The following is a 16,386-nucleotide window of genomic DNA, read 5'->3' as shown; positions in this document are numbered from 1 at the left end:
TTTAGTAAGTTCAGCGTTGGCGCACCTTATGCCAAGGCGTTATGTTCCAGAGTACCCCACGTTTTGTAGACACTTTACTAAGTTAGATCTAGGGTCTAATTGTGAGGTGAACTATGGGTAAACATCGAAATCCAGCGTACACAGAAGAGTTCCGCAAAGAAGCGGTTCGTCTCTCTGAACTTCCAGACAGAACTGCAGCGTCAGTAGCCAAAGAGTTGGGCGTAAGCGCCCAGCAGATCGCGAACTGGAAGCGTCAGTTTAATCGGTTGTCTGATAAACAGTTTAACACCCTTGAGGGTGTTGATTACTCTAAGAAAGAGTCTGAAGAACTTCGAGCAATTAAGCGTGAAAACAAGCGTTTAAAAGAAGAGATGGCGTTCTTAAAAAAGGTCTCGGCGTACTTCGCGAAGCAGCAAGAGTGAAGTACGAGTTCATTAGAAGTTATGTGGATGAGTATCCGATAGCCCTGATGTGTCGCGCTTTAGATGTCTCACGAGGTGGTTACTATCGGTGGTTTGAGCGCTCGCCTAGCGAGCGAGCAAAGCGTCGTGAACACTTTGAGCAACTCATCATGCGGACGTATGCTGAGTATCGAGCTCGTTACGGCGCGGTAAGGATGTGGCAGCGATGACGAATGTTGCCGATAATTTATTACGTAGAGACTTTCAATCCGATACCGCTAATCGCAAGTGGGTCACCGATATTACTTATATCTGGGTGAAGAAGCAGTGGTTGTACTTAGCGACAGTGCTGGATCTTCATTCACGACGTATTGTCGGTTGGTCACTCGATACGACGATGACGGAAGTACTCATTACAAACGCCCTCAAAATGGCGTTCAAGTCGCGTCGTCCGCCTAAAGGACTTATCGTGCACTCAGATCGAGGCGTACAATATCGCGCTTATAAGTATCAAGACTTCATGCGCAAGCATGGAGGCGTGCCGAGCATGAGCCGCCAGGGTAACTGTTGGGACAATGCGGTCATGGAATCATTCTTCAGTCGACTTAAAGTTGAGCTGATCTACGCAGAAGATTATCAGTCACTCGATGAAGCAAGGGTGGGTATCTTTGAGTACATCGAAGTATTTTATAACCGCAAGAGAAGGCACTCAGCCTTGGGTTATGTAAGCCCAGTTGAGTACGAGCAAATGGCAAGTTAACAGGTGTCTACTTTTTGTGGGGTACACCAGTTCTACTTAATGTTAGCTCTAGAGGGAGTTAGAAGTAAATAATGAAGTTTAATTTATCTTCAAAGTTGAGTTTAATTTTAAGTATTTTAGGGTTACTTGCGCCAGCTGGATATCTTGTTGGTTTGAACTTTCATCAAGGGGTTCTAGCATCGTATGGCATTGACTCTTCGATATTTTCATTATCCACATATGATGTTTACGTATATGCATATTTTGCGTTTGGTCATATGATTCTAGAAATGGCAACGCAAGTGGTAGAACTATTAAATTTAATTTTTTTGCCTCCGAATGTTTACATTTCAATTGCATTGTTTCTTGCAGTTGTTGTTTTCGTCTACCGAATGTTGGTTCAGAAGGATAATGTTAATAAAAAAGATTGTTCAAGATTTATTTTGATTGCTAGAAAATCGATTAACTATATCTCGCCAAAAAATAATAGATTTACAGAGGCTCTCTTTTTAACTAGTGGGTTATCTTACATAGGTGTGACATTTTTATTGTTTCTTGCATCGATTGCTTTCTTTTGGTTTTTATTACCCCAAGCAGCGTACTCAGAGGGGAAAGATGTGTCTAAATACCAATTAGAAAAGTTTTATGAGAATGGATGTAATATTCCTAATGGTGAGGAATGGAGCCAATGCCACAAATTAATAGACTCAAACGGGCAAGTTGTTCTCGAAGGTTTATTAGCTGCTCAGAATAAAGATTATGTTGCTTTCTATACAGGTACGCAATCAGTCGTTTTGAAGTTTCCAAATTCTGCAACGCTGATTAAATTACGATCGAACATAACAAAAACATCAAGTTGACGCTCTAAACTCGGCGGTTTTGGTTTGGTGTTCGGTGCGCTTGGTAGGTTAATCGTGGCGCAACTTATGTTAAACGTTATGTTTCAGAGGTAGGTTATGAGAATTTTTTGGTTTACTGTATTTATAGTGTTATTAGTATCTGGCTGTTCGTCTAAACATGAAGAATGTACAACGCTACATAGCTGTGCGGTAGGGATTACTAATAGAATTCAGAATAACCTTCTGATTGATAAGAATTTTGCTGGTAAGAGGGCCGTGGTTGAGCTGTCTTTAGATAGTAAAAGCGCCCTTGAAAATGTTGAAGTTGTAGAAAATGATGGCGGCATAGAGTTTGAGAATGCAATTATCAAGGCTGTATCTGCAACCTTTCCGTATGAAGAGTTATTGAACCTTTCTGAAAGTGAATATAGTAAAGTAAAGAAAATAAAATTAACAGTAACACCTCTGTAATTGTTAACCGGGGCTATTTATTTCTCGATACAGAACCATCCGCATCTAGTACTCTTCTGGTTTAATGTTGGGTACCAATAGGCATTATTTTTAAAAGGTAAATATGAAATTTCCTCATGATTCAGATGGAGAGGTTTTAAATCGACTCTATCAAGACGGTTTCGAATTTTCACTGCCGACAACAATTGAATTTATGGTTGATTTTAATTCTTGGCCACCACCTGATAAGGCTATTAATGCTCTTCAGAGTGAGTTTGGTGCTCTAGAATTTTATCAACCGGAAGATGACTGTTTGGGATATGTCTTATTTACCATCAGTGACATTCTTTCCTACGAATTAGTGATCAATACTCAAGCTAAGGCATCTGACTTAGCTCAAGAATTCGGTGGTGTTTGCGAAGCGTGGGGTGTGTTTATTGACCCGTAACACCCTGAATTAAAACATAACAAAGCCATCAAAACGACCATCAACACTCGGCATTTTAGATCTGAATTGGCTTTAGTGTTTGCGGTGGTCAATTAAAGATTGTAGTAATGTGTTGCTGGCGTTTTATGGCAGGTCGTTATGGCGCCACTCAAAGTGGCGCTCAGTTATTTTTTGTGCTCTTGTAGTTTGGAAAGTTTGTGGGAGTAATATGCATTTTGTCCGAAAGCAAGTAAGAATAGAAAGTAGAACAATCCTGTTCTTGTTGCATTATCTGATTCTTCCCAATACCACACCACGAAAGAGAATAGAGCGACATAGAAAACGATCTTAATAAGCCAATTTATCATTATTAGTAATGCCTTGAAGTGTTAATGGTTGTACGATTATTCAGCTCCGTGTTTGCTTTTTTAAGTTCCTTTTTGTTCATGTAAACGCAGCCCCAAATAACAAGCATTATCCAGTGTTGTCTACCCATACGTTTTTGAGACCAGATGTTCTTTATAAAATCTTTTCCACCTAATACTGAAGCTCCAACGCCTACGTATCCAGCCAACGAATCGATGGATGAATGAAACTCAATGTCATTTTGTAACTCTTGAGTGTTAAGCGACCATACTCCCCACTGTGGGTTAACGAATGTGGTATCCAGTGTTTTTGTAATTAAAGTACCCATTAGGGCTTTGTTTTGAACCGCGCGAATCGTTGTCATCGCTTCAATTCTTTGTTGCCGGTTTAAATGTCTATATAGAATCATTGCTGATAAGGCTTCGACTTCTGGTGTACCTGCATTAGTCAAAAGATTGTTGGGCATTGATGTGACTTTCGCTAAGAATTGTAATTGCGATTTGGGATTACGGGGTAAAGTGTAAGGTACTGAATCGCTATGCATGTGTATTCCTTGTAACTATCAGGGATTTCTTTGCATATTAACCATATGGGTGTAACTGCATAATGGGTGTTGGGTAGAAATTCGAGTGAGGGATCACACTGATGATAAAATGAGAGCTCATCTGAGATCATACTGTGAAATTGTTCGAATAAATGTGGCGCCATAACAAAAACATCAAGGTGACGCGTTACACTCGGCGGTTTTGGTATGAAGTTTAGTGCGCTTGGTTAGTTCATCGTGGTGCACCTTATGTTCGGCGCTGGCGGATCCCCACATAATTTACGCACGATAATTGTTCCTTGCCATTAGAATTAGGGTGCTTTGCGCCCAGCGTATTGCTGGTTCATTGATGTGATATTCCAGCCGTCGGAAGACCTCTTTTCCTAGCCTTACAAATGATAAAACGCGCCTGTCTTTTACTGAATTTGCCTGAAAGTGACGGTGCCAACCATTATGTTCTGCAATTATTCCAAACCACCAATAGACCATAAAAGCGAGCAGACCAATGAGCAGTAAAATGTCGAAGCGTTTAGGGTCATGAGTGCGGCTTTGGCGTAAGCCAAAACCGTATTGTGGGCTTTTTAAATCACGGAATGTTTCTTCAATTTGCATTCGTTTGGTGTAGAGCCTGACGATACATCGAGATGAGAATATATTTGTTGGGATATTAGTTGCTAGTAGCCAAGGTTCTAAGGCTGACTTCTTATGGACAGCCTGGGCGGAGAATTGTTCTCGACCTTTTGGCCGGTCTTTACGTTTTTTAGGTGTTTGTTTTTTATAGAGATGAAGATGACATTGCAATGGCTTTCGCTTGGCTAACTGTGTGAATCCGACATATTTAGGTTTGCTATTCGCTTGATTAAACAACTGCTTGATGTGTTGCCATTGGTTTTTTATTAAGACGTTTACATCTCCTCTTACGCGTCCAAGATAGCACCAACCCATGTCATTAACTTGTCTAAACCATGTATTACGAAAGCCAGCATCAGTCACGATGATAGGGATGACATGCGAGGGTAAGACAGCTTTAAAGTTATCGAGAAACTGTTGATGACTACGTGGAGAGTTGTAGTTTTTGAAAGTAAAAGTTTGCTCGAAAAGCGTAACAGAACGACCATCTACAGCAATAGATGCTCTTAGTACCATGAGTCGTTCGTATTCGCGAATATCAGCCCAATCGACTAAGACAATAGGTGTGCATTGACCGAACAAAATTGATGACAGTGCCACCGATAAATATCGAGTCTGTTGTGGTGCAGGTGATTATTACCTAATAAACGGTCAACGCGCTTAATACAGTGTTTCGTTTTGGCCTTTGAAGGAAGAGAACGCCCTAGCAAAGTAAGCGTAAGTGCATCATTGCTAAGTAATGATTGCACCGAGTCCATGAGTGATTTTAGTCTCTTTTTGTGAATGTTAGGGCATTGATTTTCCAGCGACTCGTGTAGAATTTGAATATCACGCATCTTGCTTTCAATCTTTTGTGTTTATGGTGAATTCATTAGATCAGAAGGTAAGGTGCGTGTCTACTTATTGAACTACAAAGGTATTTTGTGGGGATTCGTAAGTTGTAGGCGTTAACTGCTTGGAGGAATAATGAGATTTGAGCTTCCGGGTTTTTTAATTGAAGTGATGGGCTCTCGTTTGTACCAAATTGAAGTCGGTAGCTTTCCGCTAAAACATAAGTTTGATTCTTACGGTAATCAACTAGAGACAGAGTTAGGCCAAATATGTTCATCTAAAGATGAGGTTCAGCGTTGCACTGAAGCTCTCAAAAGTGATTTTTTGCCTGATGGTTATTATGGCAGCTCTGAGTTAATTGGTTATCCTGGTGAGATTCGCGACATTACAGATTTTTCTAAGATAGTGTGTTTTGGCTATTCATCTGATAGAGCACCTTTTTGTTTGGATTTTCGCGACGGTTGTGAACCATCCATAATTTGGTGGGACGACGTCTATTGGAGACGTATTTCTCCAAATTTTAAGTGTTTTATGGAGCTCTTTGAGATACGCAGTTAACAAACTGTTTAAGAGTGATTCGCAACGCGTGGCATTTTTACCATGCGTTGGTTTTAGTGTTTAAGGTGGCATGCGGGAGCTTCGTTATTGCGTTGCTCACACCTTACAGGGCTACAAGGATTCCCCCAGGTTGTCAAACATCCGCTAAACTTATGTCGATGGGTTTTGGACTGCCGCTCTACATTCGGCCTACTTATCGACGATTCGCATACGTCGTGGCCCTGATGACTTTGCGCGACTGCGGTGCCTTATTCGTTAGATGACATCTAGTGTGTCCGCCGCATTAACAGGCTCTCCGCAAGTGGTCTTAACCTATCTCCATCATTAGCGTCTGCAATGACCCGGTGGGTTTAACTCTTTATGCTGCTTAGGTTTCTACTTAAGCAGCATAGTTTTCATATTCTGTTTGCTTGTGTAAAAGCGACCATATAATTCGTGCATTCTTCGCAGCGAGAGCCACTATTGCTCGGTTCATTCCTCTTCGTTCTAAAACACCTCGACACCATTGGCTGAGCTTATCTTGCTTGTCACCAAGGTTGGCAACCACGGTTCTTGCACCGTGAACTAATAGTGTTCGTAAGTATTTGTCACCGTGCTTGGTTATCCTGCCTAACCGAGGCTTTCCGCCAGTAGAATATTGTTTCGGGACTAAACCTAGCCATGCAGAGAAGTCGCGGCTTTTATCAAATTGAGAACCATTGCCTATCGAAGCGAGTATCGCAGTAGCGGTTTGCGGCCCAATACCTCGAACTTTCATCACTTGTTGAACATTTTCACTGACCTTAGTTAAAGAATCGAAGACTTGTTCCGTATCCGCTATGCGTTGATTTAGTTCGCCAAGATGGTGGTAAGCATCGGCAATAATCATTCTCGCGAGGTGTGGCAGTTCATTTTCTGCATCCTCGAGCATTAAGGGAACGTGTTTCATTAATGAAGACCGACCAACAGGAATGATCAATCCGAATTCAGAAAGTAGGGCACGAATGCGATTCATAAGCGCAGTGCGCTCGCGAACCCAATGTTCTCTCATTCTATGTACCGATAAGATGGCTTGTTGCTCGGGGGATTTAACCGGCACAAAACGAGTGGATGGACGCTGAACAGCTTCGCAGATAGCAACGGCATCATTAAGGTCGTTCTTCCCTTAGTTCGATAAGGAATTACGTATTTAACGGCCATAATACGGGCATCGTGACCCAGTTTATTGAGTGTTCTTGCCCAATAATGTGCACCACCACACGCTTCAACACCTATACGCATGAGTGGCATATTTGCTATTGTAGTCAGTAGTTTAGAGCGGGTCACTGACTTATGAAGTATGACCTTGCCATTTTGGTCTACGGCATGAAGACTAAAGTGGTTTTTAGCTAGGTCGATACCACAGAAATAAGAATAATCAGACATGGTGCCTCCGATGCAATTAAGTACCACATAAGTGTGGCAGATCCTCGGTAGGGGGAATCCATGTCATTCGTTAGGCCAATTGATTCGTATTTAGTTCAGTGAGTGATGGGATGAGAAATTTACTAAATGGTTTTATAGAACTGAAACTTGACGGTAAAGTCGGCGTTGTAGGTGGTATTTTGGGGATGCTCACAACTCTTTTTACTGGTCTTTTTTTATGGGTTGATAATAGTGATTTATTTAAAGAGCATAGAATTTCAGCAAGTGTTGTGAGGTCGCAAGAAATACTAGAGCTTGACGGTGATGCTACATTTGGAACTTATGTGATATTCGACAATAAAGGTAATTACCCTGAAATAATCACAAGAATTACGGTTGAATTATATACACCATTTACCCTTTCTTCCATGAAGATAGGAGGTGAAACACCATTGACATTGCCACTACAAGTTAGTGAGAAGTTTTCAAGTGATGGTGATTTACGTGTTAAAGATTTTCTGAATCAGGCCGGATATGTTCATAAACGCCCATCAATACTTCCGTTTTATGTTGATCTACCAGAATATAAAAATGTTATTGCTTTTGGTGACCCATCTGGCAAACAAGATGAAAAGCATAGATATGTTTTCTCAGGGTGTAATAATAGTATTGTAATTAGTAATAAAATACCTCATAACGTCGTTACAGTAGCCTCTCATTTTAAATTGCCGAAAGAGCTTAGAATTGCATTAAAGGAAACATTTTTATTAGTAGAAAGCGGAGCCCTTGATAACTCCGTTGTTGGGATGTTAAATGGAGGTTTAGCTACTTCAAACTACTATATTGGTGAGCTGTTAATAGTGGCTGAGTTTATAAATAAAGAACGTATGATTGACAGAGCCGTTATTAATGCTACAAATGTTTTTTTGGATGCATCGAAAGAGAAAAAATTCATTAAATTCACTGATTGGCGGTCTGGATTTCCAAATTCACAAAAGGTGGTAGTTCAATTAAGAGAAACACAAAATTTATCAGGAAGAACTACAAAATTAGCTTTCGCAAAAGCTACAGGTGCGGATCTTAAAGACTATGTTGTTTCAATTAGTGATTTGCCAATGATGATGGCAATGCCTGCTTTTTTTGAAAATCAAGATCAAGCGTTATGTGAGTATGTTCAAGTGAATATATCTGAATAGCCCTATGGATAAAGTAAGCTAATGGCCTAACAAACAATTCAAGCTGATTACACTCGGCGGTTTTGGTATGAAGTTCAGTGGGCTTTGTAGGTTAGTCGTGGCACACCTTATGCCCGGTGCTGGCGGATCCCCACATAATTTACGCACGATAATTGTTCCTTGCCATTAGAATAAGGGTGCTTTGCGCCCAGCGTATTGATGGTTCATTGATGTGATATTCCAGCCGTCGGAAGACCTCTTTTCCTAGCCTTAAAATGATAAAACGCGTCGGTCTTTTACTGAATTTGCCTGAAAGTGACGGTGCCAACCGTTATGTTCTGCAATTATTCCAAACCACCAATAGACCATAAAAGCGAGCAGGCCAATGAGCAGTAAAATGTCGAAGCGTTTAGGGTCATGAGTGCGGCTTTGGCGTAAGCCAAAACCGTATTGTGGGCTTTTTAAATCACGGAATGTTTCTTCAATTTGCATTCGTTTGGTGTAGAGCCTGACGATACATCGAGATGAGAATATATTTGTTGGGATATTAGTCGCCAGCAGCCAAGGCTCTAGTGCTGACTTTTTATGTACTGCCTGGGCGGAGAAGTGTTCTCGACCTTTTGGCCGGTCTTTACGTTTTTTAGGTGTTTGTTTTTTATAGAGATGAAGATGACATTGCAATGGCTTTCGCTTGGCTAACTGTGTGAATCCGACATATTTAGGTTTGCTACTCGCTTGATTAAACAACTGCTTGATGTGTTGCCATTGGTTTTTTATTAAGACGTTTACATCTCCTCTTACGCGTCCAAGATAACACCAACTTCTGGTCTTGTCGTATAAATGAAGAAAATCGCCTTGTTTATGCAGTCGACGGCATTCACATCACCATTATTTCTTGTTGCTACCACTATCAAGCTTACTCGGCGTTGTCAGTTTGCTTTTAGTTTCAGTGATTAAGCCAGTAAAATTCAGCTACGACTATATCGTAGCAAATGTGTTGGGCTTGTTTATCGAGTCTGAGGTTGTATCTACAGCCTTAATTATTTTCACCTCTGGCGCTAATGCTTGCTATTACAAAAGATAAATAACGACATCTTTAGCCCATAGGAAATAGACACCTGTAGCAACGGCGACAAAAATGCCCCATCCAATGACGCCATTTAACATTTTCGGCGCAGCGTGTTCAGGTAGCACTTTTTTTCCGTGTAACATCGGGCCGACAAGGTCGATGCTTTTTAAGCGATACAATAATATTGCGGCTAGATGAAGACCAATCGCACTGAGCAGAAAATCAAAGTTCAAGCCATGAAGATCCGTTAGCCTACTGCTTAACTCACCACTGATGTGCATGGCTAAAGGGCCTTCAGATATGATGTCGTCGGTAGCAAAAAGCCCCGTGGTTAATTGTATGGTAAGCAATACAAAAAAACCGAGTACCATATAGCTACCCGCCGCATTATGACCAACGGTGTTGTCATGGCTAATTGTGGGTTGATGCAATTCACCCAAGTGTTGAATGACAGCGCGGGGAGGGTGAAAAAGGCGTGATAGCTTGGCGGTTTCACTCCCTAAAACGCCCCAGATCAAGCGTGTGACCAGTAAGGCTAATAACCCATAAGCAATAGAAAAGTGCCAATCCATGAGGCCTTCCGTGCCGGTATACCACAACCCAGCAATACTGATGGCTTGCAGCCAGTGATAGCCACGGATAAAGCTATCCCAAATGGTGATTTTAGTGCTCATGGTTACGCCTATTTAACGAAGTTGTTAATATATGCGTATTGTGTCATTGGCTATTTGTGAATGCCATGCTTATCCGTCATATTTTCAATAATTTACAAAAAACATAAATAATAAAAAGGCCAGCTAAGTGAGCTGGCCTTTACGCTTGTCTATTGGTGTTAATTAGCGGTTTTCAACGCGATTGTAATCTAACAGACCAGACTCAATTGGGTAGTTAGCTTGGTATGTTTGGTTAAGTGTATCGCTAAATGGCCAGAACTCGGGGTTGGTTCGACGAATGCCAAATTGGTCTAATAATGCCTTGTAGCTTTCTTCTGATTTAACGGCTAAGACTTTTTCAGTTAAAGCGGGAAGCTCGGCTTCTTTTACAGACCAAAATGCACCGGGGTAACTACCGAGCACACCTCTCACCATGGTGACGTTGTCACGAGTGAATAGCCTGTTGGACTCTTCATTAAATAAACTGGAGATATTCTTGTGTGCGCTATTACGCACAAGGGTAAAGAGTTGTGGTGGTTTGTTGGTGTCGTTTGGTGTCACCATAATGTAGCTCAGTTCTGGGAATAAGCTCACGTGTTCGCCTTGCATGCGGCCGATGGTTGTTAGTGCTGCAATGGCTTGGTTGCCTAATGCTGCCTCTGATAGTTCATACCGAGTCGGTTGAACCAGAGCAAGATGCGTTTTTAGTTTATCCAGTAACTCTTTCTTTGGCGTATCTGTTAGGTATGTAATGCCTGATGGTTGATCAAATTCATTAATATCACCTTGTATGAATAGCTTGAGATCTGTATTGGCACCTTGATACCAGTCAGCTAACTCTTGGTGACGGATTGCTTCTGGTAGTAAAGAGAGGAAGTTAGATTCGCCCTCCATGCGCAAAAAGTCCATATACATGCGTGTAACGAGTTGGTGGCCAAAGTTACCGTACACATCAAACCCTGCGACAAGCAAATAATGAATCCGTTCGAGTAAAGAGTAGTCCAAAACCCATGCCGTTTTAGGTTGCTCACCGATCAGCCCTTTAGTCACTGTTGCACTATCGAAATGGCGGAATACAGTAAGTGAAGCATTCTGGTTAATGCCGTTGCCATCCCAAATGACTTGTGGGGTGAGGTGTTCACCATTTTTAAAGGTTGTTTTCATGAAGTCATTTTTGGCTCGTAAAAAATCACCCTGTTGCTTGGAATAGTGTAACCAGTTAGTGATAGGTACAGTGTTACTTTCTTTTTCGGCTGGCAGGCGAAGATTGTGTGCTTGGCGCTCATAGAATGCGTTCACACTGGGTAGATTGGCCATATCAGGATCAACAAAAAACACCCAGAAACGGTCATTGATAACATTTAGCGCAAGCTGACCTCGGCATACTGGACCTTTTATGAAGCCCATAATGGTATTTTGAGCGTTATCAAGCATGAACTTATAGCGGGCTTCTACTGGAAGCTGAGTAAAGCTCACCATAGGGTTAGATGAAGAAACGGGATCATAGCTAGGCAGTTCTGTTACCGCGTAACTGGGAGTCAGAAATAGCGCTTCAAACCGAGCCATTTTGGCCTTGCTGAGAGCATAGGGCATGTGGGTTTTATCAACTATGGTTTCACGTACTTGCACGAAACGGTAATAAACGCGCTCTACATTTGGGTCATCAAACGGACGACGGGTCGCAATAAGATCGACCGGCGTACCTGGGGCTGAACGTGAGCGAACTAAGTTAAAGAAAACAGTTTCTTCCTCATCTTCTAAATAGAGGTGCGAAACAAACAAATGTTCAAAAATATAACGGCTGGTTAGTTGTTGTTTGAGTGAGTCACCGTTTAAAAAAGCTTCCCATGCTTTTATTTTTTTCATGGTAGATTCAGGTGCGGGGGGAACGCTTGCCATTGGTGAACCAGCCTCTAACCATGACATTAATATTTTATTCTCACCATCAGCTAACTGTGGCAAACCATAGGGCATGCCCCAATTAGGATAATCTTGCTCATATTTGGCCATTTCTTCAATAGTCGGGCATTGCTGATCGCGATCTAGCGAAAAGCCCCATTCATCTTGATTCAATATTTTCTGTTCAGGTAAGGGATGTGCTTGTTTAAGTTGAAGCATTCGTGCCATAACCCCCGCTTGTGTATTCGCTTCAGCTGTTTGATCTCGTTCGTTTAAGACGGGATTGAAACCGAGTTCACGCCATTGTTCTGTTGATTGAGCGTCGATGAACATACGAGTCAGGTTCGATGCCAGTAAACGGGTACCTTCGTACACTTTTTCTTTATTGGCGCCACGGTCGATCCCTTCGGAAGACGACATTTTAAGTTGGCATGGTGCATCGTAGCAGGCATGACAAACAACGCAGCGATTTTCAATAATGGGTTTAACCTCAGTGAGGTAATGTTCAGCGACAGTCGAATATGCAGGGGCAATACGGTCGCGCGGTGCCGATTTACCATAAATCTGATCGTAATTTAAACCCGCGTATACCGCACAACCAGAAAAAATGAGTACTGTAAAAAAAACAAGGATGTGTTTTTTATTTTTCACTACTGAGAAAATCATTGGAGCGACATGCCTGCTTGTTGGATAGTGGAAAGGGTGAGTGATTTTTATTATTTAATAATTATAACATGAGATGCGCAGATCACATCTTGACGAAATGGTAGTAATAACCACAGCTTAACCCTGTATTGTTTATTGATGTGGGGTGAGTTAGCACTGAAAAGTGATCAGTCTATAGTAGACAGTTAATGATTGTTCATAAGAGGAGAAGACATGTTTGGTATGAAAACGAAGGGTAGAGATGGGATCTCTTCTGGTGTGTTTCTTATTGGATTTGGCTTGTTATACCTAACGCAATGGTGGTGGCCTGGCTTGCTCATTGTGCTTGGGGTTACAGGCCTTATCGATATTGTGATGAGTGGGCATTGGAAAGATGCGCTAAAAACTGCCGCTGTTTTCCTTATTGCTGCTGCAATACTGTGGGGATTAGTTTGGACCGGGATCATGTGGAGTATTTTAATTCCAGGGACATTGATTGCTGTCGGTATCTACTTAGTCTACCGTGGCTTTAAATAATACATCTTGCTGTTTGTTTGAATGGAGCCAGTACAAGCCAGCGTTAGCGCTAAAAATTAAGCTTAAGTGATTGTGATGATAAAGTAAGTGGTTATATACAACGTTACGCCCCTCATAAACCACTTGCTCATGTCGTTCATTCTCTAGTGCGAGTGAATCTTTGTTTAGGCCTGTTGTGCCTGTCGGTTGATAGGCCCAGTGGAACATCTCTGGCATGATTTTCACCCGAGCGATAACGTTAGGAATATCTTGTGTGGGAATGACTTGGTAGTTCGCCGCTTTTATTGATAGAACTTGATGTAAATCCTGCTGCTTACTCGCAATGAAAGACATAGAAGAATACTTAAATTCATTATTAGGTTCATTTGAAATGAAGTAATGGATCACTTTTGATTGAATTACTGAGTCATCAATATAGTTTAAATACACTTTTGCCGCGGGTTGACGGGTGAAATCTGTTTGAATTTTAGGTGTGTCGATTAATTCACCCTTGTTGCTTAGAATATAGTTTTGAAAGGTCGGCCATTCTTCTAAGCGCATGCTGTAAGATAGCTCTGTTCCTTTAATGCAGTAATTGTCTTGATCTTGCTTACACCAAGCGACCGAATAAATATCATTATTTTTATAAATAAATATACGGCGGTTTTCCAAATGATTTGGGCTGTGTAGTGCATTATATGATTGATAAAGCGTAGTAACCTTACTTGTTAAATCATTAAGGACATCTTCATCTCCCCCTATAACAAGTACATTATTGCTATCAAGCGAGGTTAAGCGTGATTCAAAAGGTAAGTCATCTACACTGGGTTCATCCATATATTTTATAGTGGCGAGAATAGCGCAAAATAGGATAAGCATACCGAGCAGAAAATATTTTAACTGCTTTGATTTTTGTTTTATTTTTTCGAGTGGATTTAGATCTGCCATGTCAAAGGTCTGAATTTCGAACGTGCAGATCTGATAGCCTAATCGTGGGATCGTTTCAATGACTTCGCCTTTATTCGACTCTTGTAGCTTAACGCGTATTGAGCGAATAACTTGGAAAAGTGACGCTTCTGTCACTTCACGTTTCGGCCAACCGGCTTCAATAAGGTCTTGTTTCGTTGCGGGCCGCTGGTTGTGCTCTAACAAATAAGAAAGGATGAGTTGTTCAGATTGGTTAAGAGCCTGTGTTGCGTTACTGGATTTGATGATGCCAAGGCTTGGAATAAAGTAAACACCGGTGGGAAATTTGACTTGTTCAGCCTGAGACATATTTCAAACATCGCTATAGTTAACGGTAAGGCAGGGTTACCTAGTTAAGGCAGTGCTATGATCTGGTATCGACGACTTGAGACTTGAATAGTCGTGTACGGCATAGTGGTTTGTCGTCATTTTGACGCGTTAAAGATGAAGTTACAGGATAGTGAACATAAAGGGAAGTTTCCTTCCCTTTAAATAATACCCATAGATCAATGACTCAATCAAATTGGTATCGCAGGATTATTTTTTGAAAATTTCCTGGAATTCACGCTTCATTGGTGGATTACGACGTGCTTGCTTAAGCTGCTTAGTCAAATCCTTCACGCAGTTTGTTAGTACTTTGTCTAATAGTACTGCTTTGTAATCTTCTTGCTCTTCAGCGCTCATTTCTTCTGGCAGTTTGGTATCTTGGAATTCACCAAGGAAATCAACACCAGAGTATGTTTGGCTAAGTGCAACAAGTGCGTGGAATTGTTCGAAGTTATCAAGAACGTTTTGTGCACTACCTGGTAGTGTGTTCCACGATGCGCGAGATGATGCTTCTGATACGTTATAAACGCTAACAAGCATTTCGATTAGCTCTTCAGGAACTTCCTCAAACGCCGCTACTTGACGAAGTTCTGGTGAACAGTCATCCAATGATAGTTTTGTTTCTTCAACGATTTGCTCGTCTTTTTTCTCGATCTCAGACATAGAGAGTTCCTACAGCTTAGTATAAATAAGGAGGAGAATCCTAAAGCCCCTCTGACAAAAGTCAATAAGATGTTTATTTTATTGGCTATTCACATCATATGATGGCTAAAGCGGCGAAGAGTCGCACTTCTTTGAGTGTAAAACTGCAATCTAGGTCACGCTGAAGTGCAGAAAATAGACGATGTAGGGACATAACTGAAGATACGTACATATATGTGCTATAAATATAAATATACAAATCGATTTATATCAATAGGATGCTTTCATGGAAGCAATGCGTGTTTTATTAGTTGATGATGTTCATTTAGAGCGGATGCAACTGGCAATGCGATTACAGCGTCTTGGTCATGTTGTTGAAGCTGTAGGCTCTGGGCATGAAGCCATCGAGAAATACCCGTTATTTGATCCTGATCTTGTGTTACTCGACATTAGCATGCCAGATATGAGCGGCGTTGATGTTGCAAAAGAGTTACGTCAGCAGCATGAAGAGTGGGTACCTATTATCTTCTTAAGTGGGCATGACGAGCCTGAAATGATCGCAAAAGCTATTGATATGGGTGGTGACGATTACCTCGTTAAACCCGTTAATAAAATTGTGCTGGCCTCAAAATTAAAAGCGATGCAGCGTATTGCGCATATGCGACATAAATTGAAAGAAGCGTCAGTTAAATTAGAGCAGGCTAACGGATTACTTTCACAACAAGTGAATGAAGATGGTTTAACAAAGCTTGCGAATAGGCGTTACTTAGATCAAAAGTTGGCTGAATTTATTTCGATGCATGGTCGTAACAACTTTTCTTTAACGATCATTATGATCGACGTTGATCACTTTAAACCCTTTAATGATTACTATGGCCACTTAGAAGGTGACCGTTGTTTACAGCTGGTGGCGGGGGAGCTTAAATCTACCTTTAGCCGAGCTGGTGAACTTGCTGCGCGTTACGGTGGTGAAGAGTTTGTTGTTTTGATCAGTAACTGTGATAAAACCCAAGCCGTTAAAGAGTGTGAACGTTTAAAGCAATGTATCAAAAGACTTGAGATCCCGCATTCTAAATCTACCACTTCTAATATCATCACCGTCAGCCAAGGAATGGTCGCTTGGGTACCTACAGGGTTAGAAACGCCTGAGAACATGTACCAGATCGTTGATAAGGTGTTATATAAGGCCAAAGAGCAAGGACGAAATCGTTTTGTGGCTGCTGAGTTTACTTAATCGCTAATGTTATCGATTTTTGCGGTGCGGATAACAAGAGATTCAATGAAAGAAGCCAGATGCTGAGACATCTGGCTTCTTCTTTATATGGT

General features: G+C 41.3%; 15 protein-coding genes and 3 pseudogenes. 10 read left to right on the top strand and 8 right to left on the bottom strand.

Translation table 11 applies throughout. The features are described 5' to 3' along the window. The first annotated feature begins 113 nt into the window (after positions 1-113). From OCU87_RS20695 to OCU87_RS20675, 5 genes are all read left to right on the top strand, one after another. The gene (locus OCU87_RS20695; RefSeq protein ID WP_048901110.1) at positions 114-422 is read left to right on the top strand and encodes a transposase; all 309 of its coding nucleotides are present in this window, start codon (positions 114-116) and stop codon (positions 420-422) included. Positions 423-627: 205 nt separating this feature from the next. Continuing rightward, positions 628-1,161, top strand: coding sequence for an IS3 family transposase (locus OCU87_RS20690; protein ID WP_261859273.1), 534 nt, complete (start codon positions 628-630; stop codon positions 1,159-1,161). A gap of 71 nt (positions 1,162-1,232) precedes the next feature. Then, the gene (locus OCU87_RS20685) at positions 1,233-2,000 is read left to right on the top strand and encodes a hypothetical protein (protein ID WP_261859272.1); all 768 of its coding nucleotides are present in this window, start codon (positions 1,233-1,235) and stop codon (positions 1,998-2,000) included. Positions 2,001-2,096: 96 nt separating this feature from the next. Beyond that, positions 2,097-2,450, top strand: coding sequence for a cell envelope integrity protein TolA (locus OCU87_RS20680; protein WP_068332674.1), 354 nt, complete (start codon positions 2,097-2,099; stop codon positions 2,448-2,450). A gap of 103 nt (positions 2,451-2,553) precedes the next feature. Then, positions 2,554-2,877 carry a ribonuclease E inhibitor RraB gene (locus OCU87_RS20675; protein ID WP_261859271.1) on the top strand — a complete coding sequence of 108 codons (324 nt, stop codon included), beginning with the start codon at positions 2,554-2,556 and terminating at the stop codon, positions 2,875-2,877. 349 nt (positions 2,878-3,226) lie between these two features. On the opposite strand, the gene OCU87_RS20670 is transcribed toward OCU87_RS20675, so the two are convergent. Beyond that, entirely contained in the window at positions 3,227-3,766 is a 540-nt protein-coding gene (locus OCU87_RS20670; protein WP_261859270.1) for a hypothetical protein, read from the bottom strand. Between the two features lie 279 nt (positions 3,767-4,045). Then, positions 4,046-5,232 (bottom strand): annotated as a pseudogene (locus tag OCU87_RS20665) (IS4 family transposase). Between the two features lie 130 nt (positions 5,233-5,362). Here OCU87_RS20665 and OCU87_RS20660 point away from each other — a divergent pair. Then, positions 5,363-5,785 carry an SMI1/KNR4 family protein gene (locus OCU87_RS20660; RefSeq protein ID WP_261859269.1) on the top strand — a complete coding sequence of 141 codons (423 nt, stop codon included), beginning with the start codon at positions 5,363-5,365 and terminating at the stop codon, positions 5,783-5,785. 379 nt (positions 5,786-6,164) lie between these two features. Here the strand turns inward: OCU87_RS20660 and OCU87_RS20650 are convergent. Continuing rightward, positions 6,165-7,189: pseudogene (locus OCU87_RS20650) on the bottom strand (IS110 family transposase). 110 nt (positions 7,190-7,299) lie between these two features. Here OCU87_RS20650 and OCU87_RS20645 point away from each other — a divergent pair. Continuing rightward, positions 7,300-8,364: a hypothetical protein gene (locus tag OCU87_RS20645; protein WP_261859268.1), complete on the top strand. Its 1,065-nt coding sequence runs from the start codon at positions 7,300-7,302 to the stop codon at positions 8,362-8,364. A gap of 139 nt (positions 8,365-8,503) precedes the next feature. Here OCU87_RS20645 and OCU87_RS20640 read toward each other — a convergent pair. Beyond that, positions 8,504-9,162 (bottom strand): annotated as a pseudogene (locus OCU87_RS20640) (IS4 family transposase); the annotation flags it as partial. Here OCU87_RS20640 and OCU87_RS25025 point away from each other — a divergent pair. After that, positions 9,108-9,287 carry a type II toxin-antitoxin system YoeB family toxin gene (locus OCU87_RS25025; protein ID WP_390961485.1) on the top strand — a complete coding sequence of 60 codons (180 nt, stop codon included), beginning with the start codon at positions 9,108-9,110 and terminating at the stop codon, positions 9,285-9,287. The pseudogene OCU87_RS20640 and the gene OCU87_RS25025 sit on opposite strands and share 55 nt — an antisense overlap. Positions 9,288-9,414: 127 nt before the next feature. Here the strand turns inward: OCU87_RS25025 and OCU87_RS20635 are convergent, their stop codons facing one another. Further along, positions 9,415-10,086 (bottom strand): cytochrome b/b6 domain-containing protein, encoded by a 672-nt coding sequence (locus OCU87_RS20635; protein ID WP_261859267.1) that lies wholly within the window; start codon positions 10,084-10,086, stop codon positions 9,415-9,417. Positions 10,087-10,248: 162 nt separating this feature from the next. Beyond that, complete coding sequence (locus OCU87_RS20630) at positions 10,249-12,630, bottom strand: fatty acid cis/trans isomerase (RefSeq protein ID WP_261859266.1); 2,382 nt, start codon at positions 12,628-12,630, stop codon at positions 10,249-10,251. Positions 12,631-12,843: 213 nt separating this feature from the next. Between OCU87_RS20630 and OCU87_RS20625 the strand changes: the two genes are divergently transcribed. Continuing rightward, entirely contained in the window at positions 12,844-13,146 is a 303-nt protein-coding gene (locus OCU87_RS20625; RefSeq protein ID WP_062691880.1) for a hypothetical protein, read from the top strand. Here OCU87_RS20625 and OCU87_RS20620 read toward each other — a convergent pair. Beyond that, positions 13,123-14,400: a winged helix-turn-helix domain-containing protein gene (locus tag OCU87_RS20620; RefSeq protein ID WP_261859265.1), complete on the bottom strand. Its 1,278-nt coding sequence runs from the start codon at positions 14,398-14,400 to the stop codon at positions 13,123-13,125. The two genes, OCU87_RS20625 and OCU87_RS20620, sit on opposite strands and share 24 nt — an antisense overlap. Positions 14,401-14,628: 228 nt before the next feature. After that, positions 14,629-15,081, bottom strand: a complete 453-nt coding sequence (locus OCU87_RS20615; RefSeq protein WP_062691884.1) for a DUF3069 domain-containing protein — start codon at positions 15,079-15,081, stop codon at positions 14,629-14,631. Positions 15,082-15,355: 274 nt separating this feature from the next. Here OCU87_RS20615 and OCU87_RS20610 point away from each other — a divergent pair, with 274 nt between their 5' ends. Next, on the top strand, positions 15,356-16,294 hold the full coding sequence (locus OCU87_RS20610) for a diguanylate cyclase domain-containing protein (protein ID WP_261859341.1): 939 nt from the start codon (positions 15,356-15,358) through the stop codon (positions 16,292-16,294). Positions 16,295-16,386 lie beyond the last annotated feature (92 nt).

Source organism: Photobacterium sanguinicancri, assembly GCF_024346675.1.
In the GTDB taxonomy this organism is placed as follows: domain Bacteria; phylum Pseudomonadota; class Gammaproteobacteria; order Enterobacterales; family Vibrionaceae; genus Photobacterium; species Photobacterium sanguinicancri.
This window is presented reverse-complemented; position numbering and strand designations above follow the sequence as displayed.

Excerpts from the sequence above, each read along its gene's own strand:
- OCU87_RS20675 (WP_261859271.1), top strand. The coding sequence starts at position 2,554 with ATGAAATTTCCTCATGATTCAGATGGAGAGGTTTTAAATCGACTCTAT.
- OCU87_RS20690 (WP_261859273.1), top strand. The coding sequence starts at position 628 with ATGACGAATGTTGCCGATAATTTATTACGTAGAGACTTTCAATCCGAT.
- OCU87_RS20625 (WP_062691880.1), top strand. The coding sequence starts at position 12,844 with ATGTTTGGTATGAAAACGAAGGGTAGAGATGGGATCTCTTCTGGTGTG.
- OCU87_RS20670 (WP_261859270.1), bottom strand. The coding sequence starts at position 3,766 with ATGCATAGCGATTCAGTACCTTACACTTTACCCCGTAATCCCAAATCG.
- OCU87_RS20620 (WP_261859265.1), bottom strand. The coding sequence starts at position 14,400 with ATGTCTCAGGCTGAACAAGTCAAATTTCCCACCGGTGTTTACTTTATT.
- OCU87_RS20635 (WP_261859267.1), bottom strand. The coding sequence starts at position 10,086 with ATGAGCACTAAAATCACCATTTGGGATAGCTTTATCCGTGGCTATCAC.
- OCU87_RS20685 (WP_261859272.1), top strand. The coding sequence starts at position 1,233 with ATGAAGTTTAATTTATCTTCAAAGTTGAGTTTAATTTTAAGTATTTTA.
- OCU87_RS20660 (WP_261859269.1), top strand. The coding sequence starts at position 5,363 with ATGAGATTTGAGCTTCCGGGTTTTTTAATTGAAGTGATGGGCTCTCGT.
- OCU87_RS20630 (WP_261859266.1), bottom strand. The coding sequence starts at position 12,630 with ATGATTTTCTCAGTAGTGAAAAATAAAAAACACATCCTTGTTTTTTTT.
- OCU87_RS20695 (WP_048901110.1), top strand. The coding sequence starts at position 114 with ATGGGTAAACATCGAAATCCAGCGTACACAGAAGAGTTCCGCAAAGAA.
- OCU87_RS20645 (WP_261859268.1), top strand. The coding sequence starts at position 7,300 with ATGAGAAATTTACTAAATGGTTTTATAGAACTGAAACTTGACGGTAAA.
- OCU87_RS20610 (WP_261859341.1), top strand. The coding sequence starts at position 15,356 with ATGCGTGTTTTATTAGTTGATGATGTTCATTTAGAGCGGATGCAACTG.
- OCU87_RS20615 (WP_062691884.1), bottom strand. The coding sequence starts at position 15,081 with ATGTCTGAGATCGAGAAAAAAGACGAGCAAATCGTTGAAGAAACAAAA.
- OCU87_RS20680 (WP_068332674.1), top strand. The coding sequence starts at position 2,097 with ATGAGAATTTTTTGGTTTACTGTATTTATAGTGTTATTAGTATCTGGC.